General features: G+C 66.4%; 21 protein-coding genes. 6 read left to right on the forward strand and 15 right to left on the reverse strand.

Features of this window, described 5'->3' with window-relative positions; all coding sequences use genetic code 11:
- Positions 1–3: 3 nt before the first annotated feature.
- Positions 4–1,059, reverse strand: a complete 1,056-nt coding sequence (locus ABIB27_RS11905; protein ID WP_354253911.1) for an iron ABC transporter substrate-binding protein — start codon at positions 1,057–1,059, stop codon at positions 4–6.
- A gap of 225 nt (positions 1,060–1,284) precedes the next feature.
- On the opposite strand from ABIB27_RS11905, the gene ABIB27_RS11910 reads away from it, so the two are divergent.
- Complete coding sequence (locus ABIB27_RS11910; protein ID WP_354253912.1) at positions 1,285–2,034, forward strand: ABC transporter permease; 750 nt, start codon at positions 1,285–1,287, stop codon at positions 2,032–2,034.
- 6 nt (positions 2,035–2,040) lie between these two features.
- Here ABIB27_RS11910 and ABIB27_RS11915 read toward each other — a convergent pair whose 3' ends face one another.
- The gene (locus ABIB27_RS11915) at positions 2,041–3,207 is read right to left on the reverse strand and encodes a glycoside hydrolase family 76 protein (protein ID WP_354253913.1); all 1,167 of its coding nucleotides are present in this window, start codon (positions 3,205–3,207) and stop codon (positions 2,041–2,043) included.
- Between the two features lie 133 nt (positions 3,208–3,340).
- Between ABIB27_RS11915 and ABIB27_RS11920 the strand changes: the two genes are divergently transcribed.
- Complete coding sequence (locus ABIB27_RS11920; RefSeq protein ID WP_354253914.1) at positions 3,341–4,156, forward strand: SDR family NAD(P)-dependent oxidoreductase; 816 nt, start codon at positions 3,341–3,343, stop codon at positions 4,154–4,156.
- Positions 4,153–5,358, forward strand: a complete 1,206-nt coding sequence (locus ABIB27_RS11925; RefSeq protein WP_354253915.1) for an acyl-CoA dehydrogenase family protein — start codon at positions 4,153–4,155, stop codon at positions 5,356–5,358. The genes ABIB27_RS11920 and ABIB27_RS11925 overlap by 4 nt, the downstream gene beginning before the upstream one ends.
- Before the next feature lie 2 nt (positions 5,359–5,360).
- On the opposite strand, the gene ABIB27_RS11930 is transcribed toward ABIB27_RS11925, so the two are convergent.
- Positions 5,361–6,197: a DUF1684 domain-containing protein gene (locus ABIB27_RS11930; RefSeq protein ID WP_354253916.1), complete on the reverse strand. Its 837-nt coding sequence runs from the start codon at positions 6,195–6,197 to the stop codon at positions 5,361–5,363.
- A gap of 136 nt (positions 6,198–6,333) precedes the next feature.
- Here ABIB27_RS11930 and ABIB27_RS11935 point away from each other — a divergent pair, with 136 nt between their 5' ends.
- Both ABIB27_RS11935 and ppc read left to right on the forward strand, forming a co-directional pair.
- On the forward strand, positions 6,334–7,014 hold the full coding sequence (locus ABIB27_RS11935; RefSeq protein ID WP_354253917.1) for an NADPH-dependent F420 reductase: 681 nt from the start codon (positions 6,334–6,336) through the stop codon (positions 7,012–7,014).
- Positions 7,015–7,352: 338 nt separating this feature from the next.
- On the forward strand, positions 7,353–10,184 hold the full coding sequence (gene ppc / locus ABIB27_RS11940) for a phosphoenolpyruvate carboxylase (protein ID WP_354253918.1): 2,832 nt from the start codon (positions 7,353–7,355) through the stop codon (positions 10,182–10,184).
- 39 nt (positions 10,185–10,223) lie between these two features.
- Here ppc and ABIB27_RS11945 read toward each other — a convergent pair whose 3' ends face one another.
- The 3 genes from ABIB27_RS11945 to ABIB27_RS11955 are packed head-to-tail and all read right to left on the reverse strand — an operon-like array spanning position 10,224 to position 13,201.
- On the reverse strand, positions 10,224–10,967 hold the full coding sequence (locus ABIB27_RS11945) for an ABC transporter ATP-binding protein (RefSeq protein WP_354216516.1): 744 nt from the start codon (positions 10,965–10,967) through the stop codon (positions 10,224–10,226).
- A complete protein-coding gene (locus ABIB27_RS11950) occupies positions 10,960–12,057 on the reverse strand; it encodes a FecCD family ABC transporter permease (protein WP_354216517.1) in 1,098 nt (365 codons plus the stop codon). The genes ABIB27_RS11945 and ABIB27_RS11950 overlap by 8 nt, the downstream gene beginning before the upstream one ends.
- Positions 12,047–13,201 carry an ABC transporter substrate-binding protein gene (locus ABIB27_RS11955; RefSeq protein ID WP_354216518.1) on the reverse strand — a complete coding sequence of 385 codons (1,155 nt, stop codon included), beginning with the start codon at positions 13,199–13,201 and terminating at the stop codon, positions 12,047–12,049. Before ABIB27_RS11955 ends, ABIB27_RS11950 begins: the two co-directional genes overlap by 11 nt.
- A 148-nt stretch (positions 13,202–13,349) precedes the next feature.
- Here ABIB27_RS11955 and ABIB27_RS11960 point away from each other — a divergent pair, with 148 nt between their 5' ends.
- Complete coding sequence (locus ABIB27_RS11960) at positions 13,350–14,123, forward strand: DUF6390 family protein (protein ID WP_354253919.1); 774 nt, start codon at positions 13,350–13,352, stop codon at positions 14,121–14,123.
- An 81-nt stretch (positions 14,124–14,204) separates the two neighbouring features.
- On the opposite strand, the gene ABIB27_RS11965 is transcribed toward ABIB27_RS11960, so the two are convergent.
- From ABIB27_RS11965 to ABIB27_RS12000, 9 genes are read right to left on the reverse strand one after another with little or no spacing between them, the layout of a single operon-like run.
- Positions 14,205–14,573, reverse strand: coding sequence for a prolipoprotein diacylglyceryl transferase (locus tag ABIB27_RS11965; RefSeq protein WP_354216520.1), 369 nt, complete (start codon positions 14,571–14,573; stop codon positions 14,205–14,207).
- Positions 14,542–14,868 carry a HypC/HybG/HupF family hydrogenase formation chaperone gene (locus ABIB27_RS11970; RefSeq protein ID WP_354216521.1) on the reverse strand — a complete coding sequence of 109 codons (327 nt, stop codon included), beginning with the start codon at positions 14,866–14,868 and terminating at the stop codon, positions 14,542–14,544. Before ABIB27_RS11970 ends, ABIB27_RS11965 begins: the two co-directional genes overlap by 32 nt.
- An 11-nt stretch (positions 14,869–14,879) precedes the next feature.
- Complete coding sequence (locus ABIB27_RS11975; RefSeq protein ID WP_354253920.1) at positions 14,880–15,368, reverse strand: hydrogenase maturation protease; 489 nt, start codon at positions 15,366–15,368, stop codon at positions 14,880–14,882.
- A gap of 7 nt (positions 15,369–15,375) precedes the next feature.
- The gene (locus ABIB27_RS19455) at positions 15,376–15,495 is read right to left on the reverse strand and encodes a DUF6893 family small protein (protein ID WP_502909192.1); all 120 of its coding nucleotides are present in this window, start codon (positions 15,493–15,495) and stop codon (positions 15,376–15,378) included.
- Positions 15,492–16,883, reverse strand: a complete 1,392-nt coding sequence (locus ABIB27_RS11980) for a hypothetical protein (RefSeq protein WP_354216523.1) — start codon at positions 16,881–16,883, stop codon at positions 15,492–15,494. Before ABIB27_RS11980 ends, ABIB27_RS19455 begins: the two co-directional genes overlap by 4 nt.
- Positions 16,880–17,545 (reverse strand): DUF6084 family protein, encoded by a 666-nt coding sequence (locus ABIB27_RS11985; protein ID WP_354216608.1) that lies wholly within the window; start codon positions 17,543–17,545, stop codon positions 16,880–16,882. Before ABIB27_RS11985 ends, ABIB27_RS11980 begins: the two co-directional genes overlap by 4 nt.
- On the reverse strand, positions 17,545–18,216 hold the full coding sequence (locus tag ABIB27_RS11990; RefSeq protein WP_354216524.1) for a DUF5947 family protein: 672 nt from the start codon (positions 18,214–18,216) through the stop codon (positions 17,545–17,547). Before ABIB27_RS11990 ends, ABIB27_RS11985 begins: the two co-directional genes overlap by 1 nt.
- A 1-nt stretch (position 18,217) precedes the next feature.
- Positions 18,218–19,135 (reverse strand): NifU family protein, encoded by a 918-nt coding sequence (locus ABIB27_RS11995; RefSeq protein WP_354253921.1) that lies wholly within the window; start codon positions 19,133–19,135, stop codon positions 18,218–18,220.
- A gap of 6 nt (positions 19,136–19,141) precedes the next feature.
- Positions 19,142–20,935 (reverse strand): nickel-dependent hydrogenase large subunit, encoded by a 1,794-nt coding sequence (locus ABIB27_RS12000; RefSeq protein ID WP_354216526.1) that lies wholly within the window; start codon positions 20,933–20,935, stop codon positions 19,142–19,144.
- Positions 20,936–20,960 lie beyond the last annotated feature (25 nt).

Below are 20,960 nucleotides of genomic sequence, written 5' to 3' on the forward strand. Positions count from 1 at the left end.
GGATTACAGGAGTCCTGCCTTGGTCATCATCTCGGTGACCTTGGCGGAGTTGAGCTTGGCCGGGTCCACGGTGGGAGCCTGCAGGCCCTTGAGCGGAACCAGCTTGTCGTTGGCCGGCACATCAGAGGCGATGGCGTACTCGAAGGAGGTGCCGTTCTTCAGGACTTCCTGGCCCTTCTTGCCGGTGATGAACTTCAGGAACGCCTGCCCGGCGGCCGCATTCTTGGAGGTCTTCAGCACGCCGCCGCCCGACACGGAGACAAACGCGCCCGGATCCTGGTTCTTGAAGTAGTACGGCGTGACGTTCTTCGAGTTCTCGCCGGTCTTGGCCTGGTCGCCGTAGTAGTAGTAGTGGTAGATCAGGGCGGCATCGATTTCGCCGGCGTTGACTGCTTTCATGGCGGTGCTGTTGCCCTTGTATGCGGTGAAGTTTTCCTTCATGCCCTTGAGCCAATCCTCGGTGGCGGCTTCGCCCTTGAGCTCGAGCAGCGCGGCCACGATGGCCTGGAAGTCGGCGCCGGACGGCGATGCGGCCCACTTGCCCTTCCACTCCGGGTTGGCCAGGTCCAGCATGGACTTGGGCAGCTTGTCCTCGGTCAGCTTGGCTTTGTCGTAGACCAGGACGGTGGAGCGGGCGGCGATGCCCGTCCACTTGTTGGTACTCGGGCGGAACTCGGCGGGAACCTGGTCAACGGTGGCCTTGTCGACGTCGGCAAAGAGGCCTTCATTTTCAACCTGCGCCATTGCAGGGGAGTTTTCGGTGAGGAATACGTCAGCCGGGGAGGCTGCGCCTTCCTGGACGATCTGGTTGGACAGTTCGGTGTCCGAACCCTGGCGCAAGGTCACCTTGACGCCGGTCTCAGCCGTGAATGCGTCGACCCATTCCTGGGTGAGGCTTTCGTGCTGGGCGTTGTACACCGTAATCTCGCCGGAAGGTTTGGCATCCGAGGACGCGGAACCGGTGGCCGCCGGGGTGGTGCTGCCGCCACAGGCGGTCAGACCGAGGGCTGCAGTGGCGGCGAGCGCGATGCCGGCCAGTGCGCTGTTGCGGATCTTCATGAGGGCTGCTTTCTGGGGAAAAGTTGGGGGACCGGGAGTCCCTGGTGAGCCGTGGACGGGGGGTGGCTCACATTGGAACTGTAGGTTAGCCAAACCTAAGGCAGCAAACGCATGCGGCCTGATGTGATCAGGATCACATCCATTACGAAACTATTGCGTGACGTAATTAGTTTGGGCTGGGGAGCTGGGAGTAGCCGCCGGCGCCCTCGTGGATATGCTAACTCCATGCCTGAGCTCGACTACTTCGTCCCCACTCTTGCGGGCGTTGGGCTGCTGCTGGTGCTGGCTACGGCGGTGCTCCTGGCCTTCCGCGTACCGTCCGGGTTTTCGCCGGCGCTGGCCATCTTCAGGGGCGCCGTCCAGCTGGCGGCGGTGAGCTTTGTCCTCAGCGGCATCATCACCAGTCCTGGCTGGGTTGCCTTGGCGTTGCTGGTGATGTTCGCCGTCGCGGCGGTCAGCGCCACCCGGCGGGTCGGCTGGAGCTGGCCACGCCTGGGGCTGGTAGGCGGGTCCATGGCGGCCGGCGTCGGCGCCACGCTCCTGATCATCTTCGGTTCTGGTGCCATCGAGTTCAGTCCCCGCTATGCCCTCGCAATCGGCGGAATAGTGATCGGCAACGCCATGACTGTGGCCGTCCTGGCCGGCCGGCGCTTCGCCGAAACCGTCCACGACCATTGGGACGAGGTGGAGGGCTGGCTGGCGCTGGGCGCTTCGCCGCGGCGGGCCACCCTGGATCTCGCCCGGCGTTCCGTCCGCTCGGCCCTCATTCCAGCCACCGACCAGACCAAAACTACGGGTCTGGTCACGCTGCCCGGCGCATTCGTGGGCGCCATCTTCGGTGGGATTTCGCCGTTGGAAGCGGGCCGGTTTCAGATTGTGGTGCTCGCCGCCATCATGGCTGCCGGTGCCGTTACCGCTGTCCTGGTGGTCGCCCAGCTTGCTCCGGTCCGCCAGCTGCCGGCACTGCCCCGCTGACGGATGCTACTTAAGGCTGGCAGCGGCCTCCAGTACCATCCAGGCCTGCAGCTGGGTGGAAAGTTCGACGGCGGCGCCCGCCGGGTAGGTGCCGGCCGCCGGCTGTGCTGCGTGGACGGAGAAGAGCGGCCCGCCGTCCGTCCGCCGGCCCACCCAGAAGGCCTCCGCCGTCGCGGTGATGAGTTCGGCTGCGGTGGACCGGACCTCCTCCGGGAGCCTGGCATCGAGGGCGGCGAGCGCCAGGTAACGGCACAGGATCCCGGTGAAGAGTCCGCCGTCGCCCGTTCCATCGCAGCGGAGGATGCTGGTGCGGGTATCCGGTTCACTCCCGGGCACCACTGCGTGGGCAGGTACCGTCAGATGCCTGTCCACCGCCCCGATCACGGTGGCGGCCCGTGCGAGGTTTTCCTCGCCGCCGATCTCCAGCAGCGCCCCAAGCACCGGCCCCTGGTTGTAGGTATAGATGGTGTTCTCTACGGTTATCTCGCCGGCCGCATTAAGACGCGCCCCATCGACGTAGAGGCCCTGGGCCTGGTCGAACAGCACGGTATTGAGCCAGTCCACCAGCCGCTGCGCCTTTGCCTGCTGGCTGGTGCGGGCGTAGTAGAGCGCGACGGGGGCGGTTGCCGGGGTGTTTTTGAAGTCGCGCTTCTTGCTCCAGAAGGTCCCGCCGCCCAGGTCGTCGGTGGAGGCGGACTCGAACTGCAGGGTCAGGGTTTTGTGGATCCGGGCGTTGCGGCGGCGGCCCGGTTTGCGCGTTTCTTCGGCCAGGGACTGGAGCCGCAGGGTGGCAAGGGCCAGCCATGCCATGTCGTCGTAGTAGTTGTTGACGAAGGTAAAGAGGTTCCGCATCCTCATGCCCGTGACGAGCCTGGACGCCAGCTTGCCTGCGCTGGGATTGCCGGGGCCGTTGAAGCGTGCCGCCGGGGTGGCGCCGTTGCCCAGTTCGCGGCGGCCGGTGTCCACCAGGCAGTCCACATAGTGCGCCTGCCACCAGTAGTGCCAGGGGCTGACGAGGTTCGTCAGCCGGTTCGACGGCCACAGGACCGAGCCTAAATGCGTACCGGGCAAAAACAGTAGCCGCTGGCCGAACCGTGACGTCACCGCGCGGGCGGCTTCATTGGCACGCGCCGGCCAGTCGACGGCAGGTGGTGTGGTGTCCGGCGGAGTCATGCGTCCAGCCTAACCGGCGCCGCACTGTTGTCTTTCGGAGGGCGTACGGGTGCGGGCCGCATGGATTTCAGTTAACATTCACTAACCAATGTTCCGTGCAGGCATACATGCGGGGCCGCATCAAGGAGGATGTATGGACGTCAAGGGTACGGTCGCGCTGATTACGGGCGGGGCATCCGGTTTGGGCGCTGCTACGGCGAAACGCCTGTTCAACGACGGCGCCTCGGTGGTTATGATCGACCTGCCGTCCGCTGCGGGCGCAGCCTATGCGGAGGAGTTGAATGCCGCGAGCACCGATGGGGGCACCAGCACCGGCACCAGCCAGCGAGCAGTCTTTGTCCCCGCGGACGTCACCAACGAAGCGGAGGTGCAGGCCGCAGTCGACACCGCCGTAACCCTGGGGCCGCTCCGGATTGTAGTGAACTGCGCCGGTATCGCTACCCCCGGCAAGGTGCTGGGCCGGGAGGGGGTTCTCCCTCTGTACACCTTTAATCGCGTGATTCAGGTGAACCTCATCGGGACGTTCAACGTGCTGCGGCTCGCCGCTGCAGCCATGGTGGCCACCGAGCCGGTCAGCACCAGCCTGGGCGGCTCCGAGCGCGGCGTCATTGTGAACACGGCATCCGTAGCGGCCTTCGACGGGCAGATCGGCCAGCCGGCCTACGCCGCCTCCAAAGGCGCCGTCGCCGCCATGACGTTGCCGCTGGCCCGGGAACTGGCGCGCTCGCTGGTGCGGGTGGTGACCATCGCTCCGGGCATCTTCGAAACACCCATGATGGCCGCCCTCCCGCAGGACGCGCAGGATTCGCTGGGCCAGCAGGTCCCGCATCCTTCCCGCCTGGGCCGGCCGGCCGAATACGCCAGCCTGGTGGCCCACATCGTCGAGAACGCCATGCTCAACGGGGAAACTATCAGGCTCGACGGCGCCATCCGGATGGGCCCGAAATGACCGAACTGCCCACCGCCGACTTTTTCGCATTCGAGTCCCTCCTCAGCTCGAAGGAGCGGGCCAAGCTGGCCGAGCTGCGCGAATTCCTCGCCGCGGAGATCGCCCCCTACGCGTCCGGCTGGTGGAACAAGGCCGAGTTTCCGGCGCACCTTCTGCCCAAGCTCGCCGCGCTTGAGCTCAGCACACCGGCCCAGCGCGGCTACAGCCACCTGTTCGCAGGCCTGGTCATTGCTGAGATGACCCGCGTGGACACCTCCATCGCCACCTTCTTCCTGGTCCACCATGACCTGTTCGTCGAGTCGCTCTACGGCTTTGGCTCGGCAGCCCAGAAGGACCGGCTGCTCGCGGACGCCTCGAGCCTGCGCATCACCGGCGCGTTCGCCCTGACCGAGCCCGGGCACGGCTCCGACGTGGCCGGCGGGATGGAGACCGGTGCCCGGCGGATTTCCAGCAGTACCGGCGAGCCCGACGACGACGGCGACGCCTGGGTGCTCAACGGCGCCAAGCGCTGGATCGGGAACGGTACGTTCTGCGACTACATGCTGGTGTGGGCCAGGGACGAATCCGCCGGCGCCGACGGGCCGGGCGCGGTCCGCGGCTTCATTGTTGATGCGTCCTTGCCTGGGGTGAGCAGGAGCCGGATCGAGAACAAGATCGCGCTGCGGACGGTGCAGAACGCCGACATTGTTTTCAAGGACGTCCAGGTCGCCGAGGCTGACCGGTTTGCCGGGATCAGCAGTTTCGAGGACGCCAACCAGCTCCTGCGTGGCTCGCGGATCATGGTGGCCTGGCAAGCCGTGGGGCAGCAGCTGGCGGCGTTCGACGTCGCCCGGCAGTACGCCGTCGAACGCCGGCAGTTCGGCCGGCCGCTGGCGAAGTTCCAGCTCATCCAGCAGCAGCTGGTGACCATGCTGGGCAATACCGTGGCGAGCATGGGCATGATGGCGCGGCTCGCCCAACTGCAGGACGACGGCGCCGCCGACATGCCGCAGGTGGCCCTCGCCAAGTCCTACACCAGTGCCCGGATGCGCGAGACGGTGGCGCTGGGCCGGTCCATCCTGGGCGGCAACGGCATCGTGACCGACTACCGGATGGCCAAGATCTTCGCCGACGCCGAAGCAATCTTCACGTATGAAGGCTCGTTTGAGATCAACACCTTGATCGTGGGCCGGGCGGTCACCGGGGTCTCGGCGATTGTGTAACGTCAGTCAGCCAAGGTTGGCTGCTTCTCGCCGGCCTCAATCTTTGCGTCCAGGCTGTTGTTCTTGACTGGCATGGGGCAGGTCCCGAACGGGCTGAACGCGCTGGGGTAGTTGATGGCACGGTTGAAATCGAGCACCACCGTTGCGTTGCCGGCGGCGTCCACCCTGGGCCGGGGCGTGGATACTTTGCGCCACTCGTCCGTTGAGTCCCCGTTGGTGCCGTCGTGGAACGTGACGGTCAGTGCACCCAGCTTTTCCTCCTCGGCGTGCAGGCGGTATTCATGGTCAACCCCGGGCAGCCGGAAAACCACTTCGCCCACCGAATAATGAACGCCATCCACCAGCGGGTTGGCCGTTCCAATCGGGATCGCCACCGGCCCGGGGTACGGCTCGTAGGTTGCGTCAATGACCAGGTGCGGGTTGTAGTCGAAGGTGGGGACGCCGTCGAACTCCGTCAGGACGGGCGAGGCTGAATCCCGGGTGCGGATGGCGTACCGGTCGGCGCGCACTGCCAGTTCAACCACCACCTGCTGCCCGTCCGCGCCGCCGAACTGCACCCACATCAGGGATTCCTCATCGGCGAGGGCGGCGGTGACGGTTCCGTCAACGGGCTCACCGGTGGCCACCAGCGTCAGGCCGGCCTGCACCGCTGCGGTGAGGACCGCCGTCGTACCGTCCGTTGACCACAGGCCGGGGGCGAGGTCGACGGCGGCGGGAACGGATTCCAGCCACTGGAAGGAGGTGAGGGTCAGCCAGCCGTGGCGGGCGGCGAGGGCTTTGTTCCGGTTGGTGCGGAAACGCTGCCAGCGTTCCAGCTGCGCGGCTGCTGCGGTGCTCATGGTTCCTCCAGGATGGTTTCCGGTTCCTGCGTTTCAACCGTGGCGGTATGTAATTCATTCCGCGCCCTTGATTCCACGCGGGCGGCGGCGCGCAGTTGCCCTTGCAAAGCGGCCACCGGCGAGTAACGTCGGACGCATGAAGATCGCGATTCTTGGCACGGGCATGGTAGGCCGGACCCTCGCGGGTGCACTGTCCAGGCTGGGACATGAGGTGGTGGTGGGCACCCGCGATCCCGGGGAGACGTTGGCCCGCAGCGGACCCGACGCCATGGGCACCCCTCCTTTCAGTGAATGGCACGCAGCCAACCAGCGCATCGCCGTGGGATCGTTCGCGGATGCCGCAGCTGCCGGCGAGTTGGTGGTGAATGCCACTAACGGAGCAGGCGCACTTGCAGCCCTCAGCGCTGCCGGGTCGGCCAACCTGTCCGGGAAAGTCGTGTTGGACGTGTCCAACCCGCTCGACTTTTCCCAAGGCATGCCGCCGGTGCTGAACCCGGTCAACACTGACAGCAACGCGGAAAGGATCCAGAGTTCGTTCCCGGACGCCCGCGTGGTCAAGTCGTTGAACACCATGAACGCGGCGCTGATGGTCGACCCTGGGCGGGTTGCCGGCGGGGATCACTCGGTGTTTGTCTCCGGCGATGACGCCGATGCCAAGACGACGGTGACTGAACTCCTCGAGGCACTCGGCCACCGTGACATCATCGACCTTGGAGACATCACCACAGCCCGCGGCGCTGAAATGATGCTGCCGGTATGGCTGCGTCTGTGGTCGGCGCTGGGCACGCCGGACTTCAATTTCAAGATTGTCCGCTGAAGCAGCCGTGATCTTGGAAGCAGCGCGGTCCCGGTGGTTTGCCTGGCCCTGATCGCAGTGACGGAGACGGCGCCTGCGGAGGAAAATCACCATCCGGGTTTCGGTACCACCGGCTGGTGAGGCCCACAAATCGGTGGTTGCGCCGAACAGCAAAGTCGATGCGCCCCGGACGGCGACCCAGCAGACCGCGTCTGCGGCGGACGTCGCGGGCAAGGACATGATCGGAGACGGATTCCGCCTTCGCCGTCCCGGACAGGTAGCATCGACTGGTAGTAACGCGGCTCACAGTATCCAGCGCAGTGTACGAGCCAAGTCCGAACCCTCGAAAGATAGTTTCCATGGCTAACACTGCAGTGAATCCCTCAACCGACCTCGCTTCCGAACTGCGGGCAGACGTCCGGCGCGTCTCCACCCTCCTCGGTGAATCCCTGGTACGACAGCACGGCCCAGAACTCCTTTCCCTGGTGGAGCAGGTCCGCCTCCTCACCAAGGAATCCAAGGAAGCGGCCCGCGGCGGCGCCGATGCCACGGGCCCCTGGAGCGCGCACGACGTCGTGGACCAGGTCCGCGAACTGCTCGGCTCCCTGCCGATCGAGCAGGCAACCGACCTGGTGCGAGCCTTCGCCTTCTTCTTCCACCTCGCAAACGCGGCCGAGCAGGTCCACCGTGTCCGTACCCTGCGGACCAGACAGGAAAAGGACGGCTGGCTGGCCAGGGCCGTTGCCGACATCGCCGCCCAGGCGGGCCCCGAACGGCTCCAGGAAGTAGTGAACGGGCTGGACGTCCGGCCGATCTTCACCGCTCACCCCACCGAGGCCTCCCGCCGCTCGGTGCTGGACAAAATCCGCAAACTCTCCGACGTCCTGGCCCAACCCACCCAGGAAGGTACGACAGCGCGCCGCCGGCAGGACCGGCAGCTGTCCGAGGTCATCGACCAGATGTGGCAGACCGACGAGCTGCGCCAGGTGCGCCCCACTCCAGTGGACGAGGCCCGTAATGCGATCTACTATCTCGGTGGAATCCTGACGGACGCCATGCCGGAGATGCTCTCGGATTTATCGGACCTGCTGGGCGAACACGGCGTCAGCCTCTCGTCCCAGGCCGCCCCCATCCGGTTTGGCTCCTGGATCGGCGGCGACCGCGACGGCAACCCCAACGTCACGGCCGCAGTCACCCGGGAGATCCTGCAGATCCAGAACCAGCACGCCGTCCGCATCAGCATTGCGATGATGGACGACCTGATCTCCATCCTCTCCAACTCCACCTCGCTGGCCGGGACGGACCAGGGCCTGCTGGACTCGATCGATGTGGACCTGAGGAATCTCCCGGGCCTGGACCGCCGTGTCCTGGAACTCAACGCCCAGGAACCCTACCGACTCAAGCTCACCTGCATCAAGGCCAAGCTCATCAACACAGGCAAGCGCGTGGCCGCAGGCTCCAACCACGAACACGGCCGCGACTACAGCTCCACCGCGGAGCTCCTGGCCGATCTCGAACTGCTGGAAATTTCCCTCCGCAACCACTCGGCGTCGCTCGTTGCCGACGGTGCGCTGGCCCGCGTACGCCGCGCTGTTGCCTCCTTTGGCCTGCACCTGGCCACCCTGGACATCCGCGAGCACGCGGACCACCACCACGACGCCGTCGGGCAGCTGATGGACCGGATTGGCGGCCCGGGCCTCCGCTACGCCGAGCTCAGCCGCGCCGAGCGATTCGAGGTGCTGGGCTCGGAGCTGGCCTCCCGCCGTCCGCTGTCCGGCCACCCAATCAAGCTCGACGGTGTTGCTGACGGCACATACGACGTCTTCCGTGAGATCCGCCGCGCGCTGCGCCTGTACGGTCCGGACGTCATCGAGACCTACATCATTTCCATGACCCGCGGCGCGGACGACGTCCTGGCCGCAGCGGTCCTGGCGCGCGAAGCCGGCCTGATCAACCTCTTCGGTCAAGCCCCTTTCGCCAAGATCGGCTTCGCGCCGCTGCTGGAAACCGTCGAGGAACTGCGCGCCTCGGCGGAAATCGTGGACCAGTTGCTGTCCGTCCCGTCCTACCGCGACCTGGTCCGGCTGCGCGGCGATGTCCAGGAAATCATGCTGGGTTACTCGGACTCCAACAAGGAATCCGGGGTGATGACCAGCCAGTGGGAGATTCACAAGACCCAGCGCAACCTGCGCGACATCGCGGCCAAGCACGGTGTCCGGGTCCGGCTGTTCCACGGCCGCGGCGGGTCCGTGGGCCGCGGCGGCGGCCCTACGTACGATGCCATCATGGCGCAGCCCAACGGCGTGCTGGAGGGCGAGATCAAGTTCACCGAACAGGGCGAGGTCATCTCGGACAAGTACTCCCTGCCCGAGCTGGCCCGGGAAAACCTGGAACTTTCGCTGGCCGCCGTGCTACAGGGTTCGGCCCTGCACCGCGACCCCCGGACGTCTGACGATCAGCGCGGGAGGTACGGAGACGTCATGGAGACCATCTCCGACGGAGCCTTCGACCGGTACCGCCGTCTGATCGACGATCCGGACCTGCCGGCCTATTTCTTGGCGTCGACTCCGGTGGAGCAGCTCGGCTCGCTGAACATCGGCTCGCGTCCGTCCAAGCGCCCGGATTCCGGGGCCGGGCTTGAAGGCCTGCGCGCCATTCCATGGGTGTTCGGCTGGACCCAGTCCCGGCAGATCGTGCCGGGCTGGTTCGGCGTGGGGTCCGGCCTGAAGGCGGCCCGCGAAGCCGGCCACTCCGCCCAGCTTGCGGAAATGATCGGGCACTGGCATTTCTTCCGGTCGGTCCTGTCCAACGTGGAGATGACCCTGGCCAAGACGGACCTGGACATCGCCGGCTACTACGTATCAACCCTGGTTCCGCAGGAGCTGCACCGCCTGTTCCATGACATCCGCGAGGAGTACGAACTCACCGTCGCGGAAATCCGGAACCTCACCGGCGAGCACACCATCCTGGATGCCCATCCCACGCTCAAGCGTTCGCTGGAGATCCGCGACCAGTACCTCGACCCCATCAGCTACCTGCAGGTCGAGCTGCTGCGCCGCGTGCGTGAAGCACAGGGCGTCCAAGGTTCTGACGGCGAAAGCATTAGTAATACCGAGATCGGCGAACGCCTCCAGCGGGCCATGCTGATCACCGTCAACGGGGTGGCTGCCGGCCTGCGCAACACCGGCTAAACGCGCTCTCACATCCTTCCGGTTTTCCCGGATGCTCGCTCACCGGCCGCCGTAGTGCACCACGACGGTCCGGCGGGTGCTGGGGCCGTCGGTGTAGGCCATGGTGCTGACGCCCACGTCATAAAGCGCCGTCAGTTCCTTCTGAGTCAGGAGTTCCAGAGCGTCACCGGTCCGGGGTCCCTTGGGGGTGAGAAGGACCGCGCGGTCCGCCAGGTACAGGGCATGCTCCGGGTGGTGGGTACTGAGGAGCACGGCCATGCCGTCCGTCATCAGTTCGCGCAGGAGCCGCAGGACGCGGACCTGGTTCTTCAGGTCCAGTCCGGTAGCGGGCTCGTCCAGTACCAGGACGGGGCAGCCGGCAGCGATGGCTCGGGCAATCAGCACGAGTTGCTGCTCGCCGCCGCTAAGAGTGGGGAAGAACCGGTTTCGGAGGCCGGCAATGCCCACCCTGTCCATCGCCTCCAGGGAAGCAGCCCGGTCCGCCGCACCCGGCGAGCGGAAGAGGCCGATCTGCCGGGCCCGTCCCATCAGCACCATGTCCAGGGCCCGGTAGGCGAAGGTACTGCCGTGCGCCTGCGGGACGTAGCCGGCCCGGTCCGTCCGCCGGATGCTGCCCTCCACAGGGTTCAGCAGTCCTGCGGCGCAGCGGACCAGCGTGGTCTTGCCGCTGCCGTTGGGCCCCAGGACGGCAGTGGCAGTCCCGGGGAGTACATGGAAGCTCACGTCGCGGAAGACCCACTCGGTCCGGCTGTACCCGAAGCCCACGCCGTCCAGCTCAAGCACTTTCCCAGATCCTGTCCCGGTTCCGGCGCAGCAGCACAAAAAACACGGGCGCACCGATCAACGCTGTCAGCACGCCGAGCGGAATCTCGCCCGCCGTCGCGGTACGTGCCACCGTGTCCACCAGCATGATGTAGGCGCCACCCAGGAGGAAGGACACCGGCAGCAGCACCCTGTGGTCCGGACCCACCCACATCCTCGCCAGGTGCGGGATCACCAGGCCCACCCAGCTGACGGCACCGCTGACCGCCACCGCCCCGGCCACGATCAGTGCCACCGACACCAGTACCACCCAGCGCAGCGGGCGGGGACGAATCCCAAGGGCAGTGGCGTCGTCGTCGCCAAGCGAGAGTACGTTGATGCGCCAGCGCAGCGCCAGGAGCACCACCGCGCCGCCCACGACGGGAATCAGTGCCGCTGCCACCTTGCCGAAGGTGGCAGTGGCCACGCTGCCCAGGAGCCAGAAGACGATGGCCGGCAACGTCGTGTTCGGGTCCGCGATGTACGTGACCAGGGCGACCAGCGCGGAAAAGAAGGATCCCGTGACCACGCCCCCCAGCACGATCATCAGCAGGGGCGTCCCTCCGCGCCCGGACGTGATGAGGAACAGCGTGGCCAGGGCTACCAGGCCGAACGCGAAAGAACTCGTGATCAGCGCGAACGTCCCCAGACCCAGGAGCAGCGCAAGCGCGCCGCCGAAGGACGCGCCAGCGGACACGCCGATGATGTCCGGGCTGACCAGCGGATTGTGAAAGATGGCCTGCAGGGCGGCGCCGCCGATGGCCAGGCCGCCGCCCACTAGCATAGCCAGCAGCACACGGGGCAGCCTGACGAGCAGCACCACACTCTGCTCGGTGTCTGTTGCCTCGACCGGGAGCGGTAGGACCTGCCCCGCCAAAATTTGGACAACGTGCCAGAGTGGCACGTTGTAACGGCCCACCGCCAAAGCCACCAGCGCCACGGCAACCAGGAAGACTGTGCTGCTGGCGATAGGCTTCAGGGCCGGCGGTCCGTGCCTTTTGTTACCGTTCTGGACCGTGGACGACCGGCCGTGGCGGGCATCAAGCATGTGGTCCCTGGCGTCATGCAGCATTGAACTGCTGGTAGTGGTCAGAGCGCCCGTTCGCCGCGGTCCACAGGATCTTGTCCAGTTCGGCCGCCGTCGGCTTGTGGCTGTACAGGAAATCGAAGTATTCGGTGACTTTGCTCTGGAGCCTGGACTGCCGCTGGGGGAACGCGATGTCGCTGAGCCAGTGCCACATCAGCGGTGATTCCTGCCCGGGGGGATCCCAGCGGTACCCGCCAAGCGGCACCTTGTACACGCGCCGGGACTTCACCGCGGACACGGACTGCCAGACCGGGTCCGAGTACAGGTCCTGGGGCATGGCGGCGTCAAAATTCCCGAGCAGGATGACCTCCGGATCCCACCGGAGCACCTGCTCCACGTCCAGGCCAACCATCCCCGATCCCTTGAGTGGATCATCCCCGGTGGCGGGATTTGTGGCACCTACCAGTTTGATGTAGAAGTCGTTATAGCTATTGGCCGCGGCTACCTTGAGCCCGCCAGTGAACCGGTTAAAGTACAAAATGCTGGGTCCCTTGGAACTCCTGGCCGCCGCGAGTTCCTTAGTGGCGGCCAGTTCCGCGTCGCTCCGCGCCTTGATTTCCACTGCCCGCTCGGGCTTCCCCAGCATGGCCGCGAACATGGCCACCCAAGCGTCCACATCCTCCTGCTTGCCCGTATTCGTCAGGCCGATGACGTTCAGGCCGGCTTTCTCCAACGGATCGATGAGCTGCGCGTCGGACCACTGAATCACCACGTCCGGGTTGAGGGCACGCACGCTCTCCACGTTGGCCGTGAAGTCTTGGGTGGCGATCTCGTGCGGCAGGTCCAGGGCCTTGGGAAACATCGTGCCCATGATGCCGTCCCGCATGGCCACCCAGGACGCGTTGTGCATGGCCGCGAGGTGGTCCGCGGTCCGGTCTACTGCCAGCAGCAGGGACGCCGCCGGCATGGGGATGGTTACCACCCGCGTCACGGGCCGGGCAAAGGTGAGGGTTTTGCCGCGCTGATCGGTGACGCTGATTGCGCCACTGCCGCCGTTCGTGCCGTTCGTGGCAGGGCCCGACGGCGGCGGGGAACCAGGGGTGCCGGCGCATCCGGCCAGGAGGGCTGCCGTTCCTCCCGCTGCAAGGAGTTGAAGTGCGGTCCGGCGGTTCAGGTCCGCGGTTGCCATGGTGTGACCCCCTGTGCTTAGTCTTCACAGCATCCGCTGGTGAGCGGAGGCTGTCAACGGTTTGTGGTGCCCAGGCGGCCAACCGGCCCTTGTCTGGGGCAGGCTGCGGTGCTAGGTTCGAAAGACCCTCGGAGAAGGTGGCCATGCCATGGTTGTCGATGGTGCCCAGTTGTTTGTCCGGTACGCCTACCCGCCCAATTCGCGGGGCAGCTGCGGCCCTCCCGACAGTGACGCCCTCCTGCACTACGGCCAGTCCGGCGTCACTGACCAGGGCCTGCGGGAACTCGCTAAGGGGTTTGCTGGCGCCTGGCCTTACCTGAAGCTGATTGCCGGCGCGCACGGCATCCCGGATCCGCTCGACTCTCGCGTGGTGGAGGCCTATTGGGTGGGAAACAGCCTGCTGGACACGGTGGGCATCGGCAACATGGGCAACTCGATGGAAGACCGATTCCGGGCCCGCACGGGCCGGCAGTTTCCGCACCTAGTGGAAGGCGTGCTGGCCGGCGGCGTCCCGCACCACAGCTTCCACGTCTTCGAAATTTATCCCTGGCTGGGCCTGCTGCGTGATGACCGCCGCTACGCCACCGCACTGAACGTCCTGGACCGCTGCCGGATCCGGTGGGGCGAGGTTCTGGCCACCACGGGCGACGAAGCCGTAGTGAAATCGCGACCCCTGACCTGGGACGGCACATCTCTGGCCGTGGGCGAACCCGTGGTGGAGACCGCCAAGTATGCCGTGAACGGAACCGGCTTCATTGCCGGGCTCGCAGCGGGTGATGTGGTGTCGCTCCACTGGGACTGGGTCTGCGACCGGCTGACACCCCACCAGCTGCAGCAGCTGGTGCTCTTCACCGGTAGGCACCTCAGGATTGCCAACACCGGTGTTGAGCACCGCGGCGCAGCCATCGCCCTCGAACGATAAGCACTCGAACGATAAGCACGCGCTGGACCGCCAAAACCCTGAAAGCGCTGGGTCCCTCATCACGGGCCGTGGAACCCGGGCCTACGGGGATTGCGGGGCCGCGGAATCGGGATCGTCCGGCGGCTGAACGCCGGTCGCGTCCCGGGGAGCGGATTCACCGGTGGGACGCTCCACCGGACCCGCGTCGGTGCCGGTGTCTTCGCGGCCGGTCTCTTTGCCTTCCTCCTTGACTACGTCTTCGCCACGCCGTGTGGTGCTCTCGCCCACGCCGTCCGGAGCCATGGCCGCGTCCTCGGGCGTCTCATCAGCACCCGGCTGCGCGGGCTCCTTCAAGGGCGGCTCGCTGCCCCACGCACGGGCGGTGCCCGGCGAGGTTCCCTGCTCCCCGCCGCGTGTTCCAGTAGCGCGGGGTGCAGAGTCAGTTGGTTCGGAGGGATTCATCGGTGTCATGGCGTTCTCCTTGATCGAGCTGGTGGTCAGCCGGCGGCGGGATGTCGTCGTCGCCGGATTGCCGCGGCTGGCCCATCAGTTCCAGGCCGCTCATGGCCCGTTCGGCGCCCGCGGGATCCACCCGCTCGAGCGCGAAACCCATGTGGATCAGGACCCAGCTGCCCGGTGGCAGCGGTCCGTCGTCCAGCAGGCCGATGTTGATCCTCCGCTGCACGCCGGCCACGTCCACCAGTGCGAGCTGATTGCCGTAGCCATCAATCGGGCCGATGACCTGGCCGGGGATTCCGAGGCACATGGTGGTCCGCCTTAGGTCGTGAAGGTGTGCTGGCTGAGGAGATGAACGACGGCGGCAACCGCCCCCGGCAGGGCTGCTGCCACCGGTGGCGTCAGGCCGACGCCCTCGGTGACATCGGCCGGAACGCAGCCCACTACGTAGGTCACTGGAACCTTGCCGCCCAGCGTCCGGAGCTTGCCCAGGACAGCGGCAGGGTCCATGCCGTGGGGGTCCAGCGAGGCGCCGCCGTCGAGATCCTCGCTGCGGATCCGGAGCACTCTGAGGCTGCCCGGCGCCCCATCGTGTTCTGTCCCATGGTCCGGCGGCACCGCGTCCACGAGCACAAGCACCTCCACGCCGGCGAGGAGGTCGTAGGCGAGGTGCATGCCGCGGATGCCATAGTCCACCACGTCCACACCGGCCGGAAGGCTTTCGTCCGTGGCCAGCCGGCGGGCAACTTCCGGCCCGAAACCGTCATCGCGCAGGAACATGTTGCCCACACCTGCCACCAGCACAGTCACGCCGGGCTCACATCCGCCGTGCCGTCAGATAACGCTGGATGTCAGGAACCGACCGGATCCCCACGTAGATGGCGCCCAGTGCCAACCCTGCCAGCAACGTTACGGTGGCCATTCCTATGATTCTCATGGCGGGCTTTCCTTTCCATCCGAACCCAGGGGTTCAAGCTCTTCGGGTGAGTAGTAGAAGGACCTGCCGTAGCCCTCGTGGAGGTCTGCGGCCGGGTCCTGGTCGAGGACAAGGCCAACGTGGGTGCTGCCGTCAACATCGAAGTGGACGTTGGTGACGCGGGCCGTCTGCCCCGCGAAGAACAGGTCCTGTGCGTCGGCGCGCCTGTTCGGATTCACCCTGACCCTGCTGCCCCGGGCCACCGCAACCCCGTTGATCAGGACGGCATCCAGGTGTGGCTGGACCAGGGCTTCCGCCTCCGGCGTCCACCACGCGTTTTCCGCGCCGGGGGCCGCGGCTGGGGCTTCGGGAATGTCCAGGGCATGGGGATTGCGCAGGATGCCGTGCAGTTGCTGCAATTCCTCCGGGGACATGGCCTCGCACCGGTCGATGATGGCCGCCGCCCGTGGATCCGTGGCGCGGGCTTCGGCCTTCTCGTCTTCGGTGAGTGTCAGCACCCGCAGGGTGAGGATTTCGTCGATCTCCGTGGAGTCGTACAGCGCCACCGAGCTTTCCGCAGCCACTGCGGGGTGGTCGTAGAGGATGATCGGGGATATCAGCAGTACGTCCGACTGCCCCTCCGGACCAGCCAGGACGGGCCAGCAACGGCGTTGCCCGCAGCCCGCCGCCGCAGCCTGGGCCTCGGGTGGTGGCTCAAGCAAGGAGACGAAGTCGGCGTCGTCAAGGCTCAGCAGCAGGTGCGTGCCGATGAACGATTCCGCGATGGCATCCTCCCTGGTCCGGGCATCCGCCGTGCCCGCCGCCGGGGTCACAGCCCTATTAACCACTGAGATGCGCAGCCTGATCAGGCCCCCGCCGGCAGTTGCAGCTTCCAGCCTCACGTCACCATGCAGCGCACGACGACGGCGGACCAGCCGGCCTGCCACCCGCCCCGAGGTGTCACGGAGTTCTTCCACGTCCTCTCCGCCGGGAACTTCCACGGGCAGGACCGTCTCCTGGCCGCTGAGCCGGACTGCGGGGAAGGGCCCCAGCGCGATTTCCCGTTCCACTGCCTCATCCCAGCTCAGCCAGCGGGCAGCACCGACCGTGAGCTCGTCAACCGCCGTGAACCCGCCGTCGTCGTCCATTTTCTCCGCAGACCGGCTCTGGAGCTGCAGGAAGCGCAGGTGGACTTCGACGGCGGCATGCGGGCCAGGGGTGAGCAGGCAGTCCGCGAACATGTCCGGCTCCTCGCCGGTACCGGCAGCGGCTGCGCCCGGCGGGCCAAGGATGCCGAACTGCCACCGGGCCTGGTTCTTCTGCGAGGACGCGCGGTACGGGTAGAGCAGGTAGCCCTCATAGAGGACGGCATCTGCCACGGCGCGGGCAAGGCTGAGGCTCATATTCATGGCAGTGGGTCTCCCGACAGCACTGCCGGGGACACCGCTGCGGCATTCGCGAGGAGGGTTTCCACGGTGGCATCCCATGAGGTCAGGCCCCGGGCCGCCTTGTAATGCGACAGGGCAGCGAGCACGTCCCGGTCCAGGCGGAGCCAGCCGGTGTTGGGGAAGTACTGGTCCATGAGCCGGCGCCATGCGTCCACGGGAAGCCGATAGGAGGCTTCGAGGTCCCAGGGCACCTGCTCCACGCCGAAGCCGTTCTGGCCCTTGGTGAAGACCGTGCCGGAGAACAGCAGTTCCAGCGGGACCAGTCCGTCACGCAGGGACTGAAGGTACTTGGCGGCGGCAACGTCGAAGTCGAAGGTGCAGGGCAGCGGGAGGTGAAGTTCCGTTTCGCCGCTGAAGCCTTGGACCATGGTGCTGCACTGCAGCCAGAGGAAGGACTTGAGCGTGGTGGGCCACCGGCTGCGCTCGCCGAAGAGGTCCAGCAGGCCGGCCTCTTCGGCGGGGGTGTAACCGCGGCGCTGGGGCAGGATCCGGACCTGGCACCGCAGGGCGATGGCGTGCACTGCGGCGCCGGTGGACTCGGTCACGCGCAGCGTCGCGGTGAGCTGCGGGGCCGCCGCGTAGGGCTCGGGCTGGATATCCAGGACCTCGAATGCCAGTGCCATCACTGTGGGCCCCGGGACGTTGGTTCCCGCCTGGCTTCGCGGACCGGCTTGCTGCGGCTGCTGACCCTCCCGAAGAACGCGGTGAGCTGGTCGCGGGCCTCCTGGCCGCCGTCGAACCCCCGCCACAGCCGCCGCAGGTGCCCGACCAGCTCATAGCAGGCGTCCACGGGAACCAGGTGGCAGTCAGCCTGGGGACGGTCGACGCCGGGTCCCCGGATCAGGAGCGCCTCGGTGTCCGCGGCGGCCACGGACAGGGCGGGATTCCGCGCCATGACGGCATCCCAGGCGTCCAGCGGAAGCTCGGATTCGGTGGCGCCGGCAGGGCCGGGATAGAAGGCAACGGTCCGCTCCATCGTGGAACTGCGGAAGAAGAACGCCAGCCCCACCGGAATCTCCAGCTCGTCCCACTGGCCCGGGCCAAGCTCAAAATCGGGGAAGGACAGGTACCGGTCCGGCACCGACCGGTACCGGAGATGGGCATCGCTGTCCGTGAAGAGCAGGTAGCACGGCCGGCAGGTGCACATCATGGCGTGGCTGTCCAGGTCCACTACGTGCTGGTGTTCCGCGGCGATGGGTTCCCCGCACATTTCGCAGCGCTCGCCGGCGGGGGCAGCAGGCGGGGCAGCGGCGATCCGGCGCAGGAGTCCAACGGGCAGGCCAGGCGCGTTCATCTCAGCCGCCCTTCACGGCAGCGGCCGGCACGGCCACGGACATCACACCGCCGCGCACGAGCAGCGGAAGCGGGTCAAGGTGCAGGGTGCGGTCCTCTAAGCAAGAGCCGGCCTGGCGGACATCGAAGTGTGCGTGGCAGGTGGGGCAGCGCAGGAGTCCTCCGCCGGCCGGGGCTGCGAGGGCGCGTTGCAGTGCTGCGCCCGCCATGGGGCCGGCGCAGCGTGGGCAGCAGTCACGGTATGCGTAGACGTCCTGCCCCGTCCGGCAGGCCAGGAGCGAATAGCCGCCCACCTGGAACCCGGCGACGTCGCCGGGTTCCAGGTCGGCGATGCCGGGGACCGGCTCCCAGGAGCCTTCCGGCTGATCAGCGCTGTTCAACCGGACCATCAGGGCGTCCACCGGGATCAGCGCAGGGGTGGCAGCGTGCTTTTCAGCTTCCACCACTTGTATGGCCGTAACCTCGGGAGCTGCCGTTTCGATCGCTTCTTCCACGGCGAACTTCAGCGTGACGGACGACGACGGGCAGCCCTGGCAGGTGCCGAGCAGCTTCAGCCGCACGACGCCCTCCGGGCTGATGTCCAGGAGTTCCACGTCCCCGCCATGCGAGCCCAGATAAGGCCGGACGCTGTCCAGGGCTCCGGCCACCCTTGTCTCCATCGACTCGGGATGCAAGCCGTGGATGATCAGCAGGCCGGACACCAGTTCGTCGGCGGCGAGCGCCGCCAGCGTGCCGGCGTCGAGCTTTCCTTGCTCGTCGAGGATTTCCAGCATGCGTTCCAGCCCCGAGCCGTACATGTCGGTGACCTGGCGGACCAGGTCTTCGGCGCGCCCGCGGGCCACCGCCCCGCCGGCTCCGAGGGCGTCGAGGAGGGTGCCTATCCGTTCGCCGGTCTGCAGCGGCCGGTCCCCGCCGGGCATGGCAGGTTACTCTCCGGTGAGCGCTTGGGTGGGCGAGTGGAGCCTGTCCAGGGTCTGGCCGTTGCCCAGATACATGTGGACACCGCACGGCAGGCACGGGTCAAAGCTGCGGACGGTCCGCATGATGTCGATCCCTTTGAAATGCTCGCGGTCATTCTCCTCGAAGATGGGCTGGCCCTGCACAGCGTCCTCATAAGGGCCGGCGGTCCCGGACGAGTCGGTGGGGCTGGCGTTCCAAGGGGTGGGCGGGTACGGATGGTAGTTGGCGATCTTGCCGTCCCGGATCACCATGTGGTGTGACAGGACGCCGCGCACAGCCTCCGTGAAGCCGCAACTGATGGCTTCGTCCGGGACCGTGAACGTCTCCCACGTCTTGGTCCGGCCTGCCCGGATCTCCTCCAAGGCTTTCTCCGCGAAGTGCAGGGCGGCCGCGGCGGCATAGGCCTGGAAATAGGTGCGGGCGCGGTTGCGTTCAATGGTGTTGCTCCACTGCGGAATGTTCCATTCGAAGGATACCGGGCCCTTCAATGCGGTCTTGGGCAGGTTGATCTGGACGCTCTTCCCGGTTGCCTTGATGTAGCCGATGTCCACCAGTCCGGCCAGCGAGGTTGCCCACAGCCTGGCCAATGGTCCGCCCCCGGTGTCCAACGCCAGGTTGTCCTGGCCATCGAACCACCGCGGGGACATGACCCAGCTGTACTTCTCTTTCAGGTCCCTCTTCTGCGGCCGCGGATTGGTGTGCTGGTTCCAGGGATGGCGGCGGTCCACCGGGTTGCCCAGCGGATCGTGGGTCACAAACATTTCCTGGTCTTCCCAGTCCTCGTAGTAGGAGGAGCCCAGCATGATCCGGATGCCCAGGTTGATGCGGACCAGATCCGTAGTGACCAGCTTGCCGTCCACCACCACGCCGGGGGTGACGAACATCTTCCGGCCCCACTGGGTCATGTCCTTGTATTCGAAGTTGCAGTAGTCAGGGTCCTGGAGTGAACCCCAGCAGCCCAGCAGCGTCCGGCGCAGGCCTACCTGTTCGTAGCCGGGCAGCGCCTCGTAAAAGAAATCGAAAAGGTCGTCGTGCATGGGGACAACCTTTTTCATGAATTCCACGTAGCGCATCAGCCGGGTGATGTAGTCCGTCATGAGCTGGATGGTGGCCACGGTTCCCACCCCGCCGGGATAGAGCGTGGAAGGGTGCACGTGGCGGCCTTCCATGAGGCAGAACATCTCGCGGGTGGCCCGGCTGACCTGCAGCGCCTCGCGATAGAACTCCCCGGTGAACGGATTCAGCGAGCGCATGATGTCCGCGATGGTCCGGTAGCCGTGGTCGCCCTCGTGCGGGGCCCGGGTATTTTCGGCCTTGGCAAGGACCCCGGGGTTCGTCTCCGACACCATCTTTTCGCAGTAATCCACGCCCACCAGGTTTTCCTGGAAGATGTTGTGGTCGAACATGTATTCGGCAGCCTCGCCCAGGTTGACGATCCATTCGCCCAGGTTCGGGGGCTTCACGCCGTAGGCCATGTTCTGCGCGTAGCAGGAGCAGGTGGCATGGTTGTCGCCGCAGATCCCGCAGATGCGGCTGGTGATGAAGTGGGCGTCCCTGGGGTCCTTGCCCTTCATGAAGATGGAGTAGCCCCGGAAGATCGAGGACGTGCTTTTACACTCCACCACCTGGTTGTTCGCGAAATCGATCTTCGTGTAGATGCCGAGGCTGCCGACGATCCTGGTGATGGGATCCCAGTTCATCTCCACCAAGTTGCTGTTGTCCGTTCCGCTCCCGGACGGCATGGGAATCGTTGAGGTCATTGTGCTTCGCCTGTCTGGAGGAGTG

Origin of the sequence: Arthrobacter sp. UYEF21 (assembly GCF_040546085.1) — a bacterium.
In the GTDB taxonomy this organism is placed as follows: Bacteria; Actinomycetota; Actinomycetes; order Actinomycetales; family Micrococcaceae; genus Arthrobacter.

Coding starts and splice junctions, on each gene's coding strand:
- ABIB27_RS11950 (WP_354216517.1), bottom strand. CDS start 12,057: ATGCTGCATGACGCCAGGGACCACATGCTTGATGCCCGCCACGGCCGG.
- ABIB27_RS11925 (WP_354253915.1), top strand. CDS start 4,153: ATGACCGAACTGCCCACCGCCGACTTTTTCGCATTCGAGTCCCTCCTC.
- ABIB27_RS11970 (WP_354216521.1), bottom strand. CDS start 14,868: ATGTGCCTCGGAATCCCCGGCCAGGTCATCGGCCCGATTGATGGCTAC.
- ABIB27_RS11930 (WP_354253916.1), bottom strand. CDS start 6,197: ATGAGCACCGCAGCAGCCGCGCAGCTGGAACGCTGGCAGCGTTTCCGC.
- ABIB27_RS11985 (WP_354216608.1), bottom strand. CDS start 17,545: ATGGCACTGGCATTCGAGGTCCTGGATATCCAGCCCGAGCCCTACGCG.
- ABIB27_RS11915 (WP_354253913.1), bottom strand. CDS start 3,207: ATGACTCCGCCGGACACCACACCACCTGCCGTCGACTGGCCGGCGCGT.
- ABIB27_RS19455 (WP_502909192.1), bottom strand. CDS start 15,495: ATGAGAATCATAGGAATGGCCACCGTAACGTTGCTGGCAGGGTTGGCA.
- ABIB27_RS11905 (WP_354253911.1), bottom strand. CDS start 1,059: ATGAAGATCCGCAACAGCGCACTGGCCGGCATCGCGCTCGCCGCCACT.
- ABIB27_RS11990 (WP_354216524.1), bottom strand. CDS start 18,216: ATGAACGCGCCTGGCCTGCCCGTTGGACTCCTGCGCCGGATCGCCGCT.
- ABIB27_RS11960 (WP_354253919.1), top strand. CDS start 13,350: ATGGTTGTCGATGGTGCCCAGTTGTTTGTCCGGTACGCCTACCCGCCC.
- ppc (WP_354253918.1), top strand. CDS start 7,353: ATGGCTAACACTGCAGTGAATCCCTCAACCGACCTCGCTTCCGAACTG.
- ABIB27_RS11935 (WP_354253917.1), top strand. CDS start 6,334: ATGAAGATCGCGATTCTTGGCACGGGCATGGTAGGCCGGACCCTCGCG.
- ABIB27_RS11955 (WP_354216518.1), bottom strand. CDS start 13,201: ATGGCAACCGCGGACCTGAACCGCCGGACCGCACTTCAACTCCTTGCA.
- ABIB27_RS12000 (WP_354216526.1), bottom strand. CDS start 20,935: ATGACCTCAACGATTCCCATGCCGTCCGGGAGCGGAACGGACAACAGC.
- ABIB27_RS11920 (WP_354253914.1), top strand. CDS start 3,341: ATGGACGTCAAGGGTACGGTCGCGCTGATTACGGGCGGGGCATCCGGT.
- ABIB27_RS11980 (WP_354216523.1), bottom strand. CDS start 16,883: ATGAATATGAGCCTCAGCCTTGCCCGCGCCGTGGCAGATGCCGTCCTC.
- ABIB27_RS11965 (WP_354216520.1), bottom strand. CDS start 14,573: ATGACACCGATGAATCCCTCCGAACCAACTGACTCTGCACCCCGCGCT.
- ABIB27_RS11910 (WP_354253912.1), top strand. CDS start 1,285: ATGCCTGAGCTCGACTACTTCGTCCCCACTCTTGCGGGCGTTGGGCTG.
- ABIB27_RS11995 (WP_354253921.1), bottom strand. CDS start 19,135: ATGCCCGGCGGGGACCGGCCGCTGCAGACCGGCGAACGGATAGGCACC.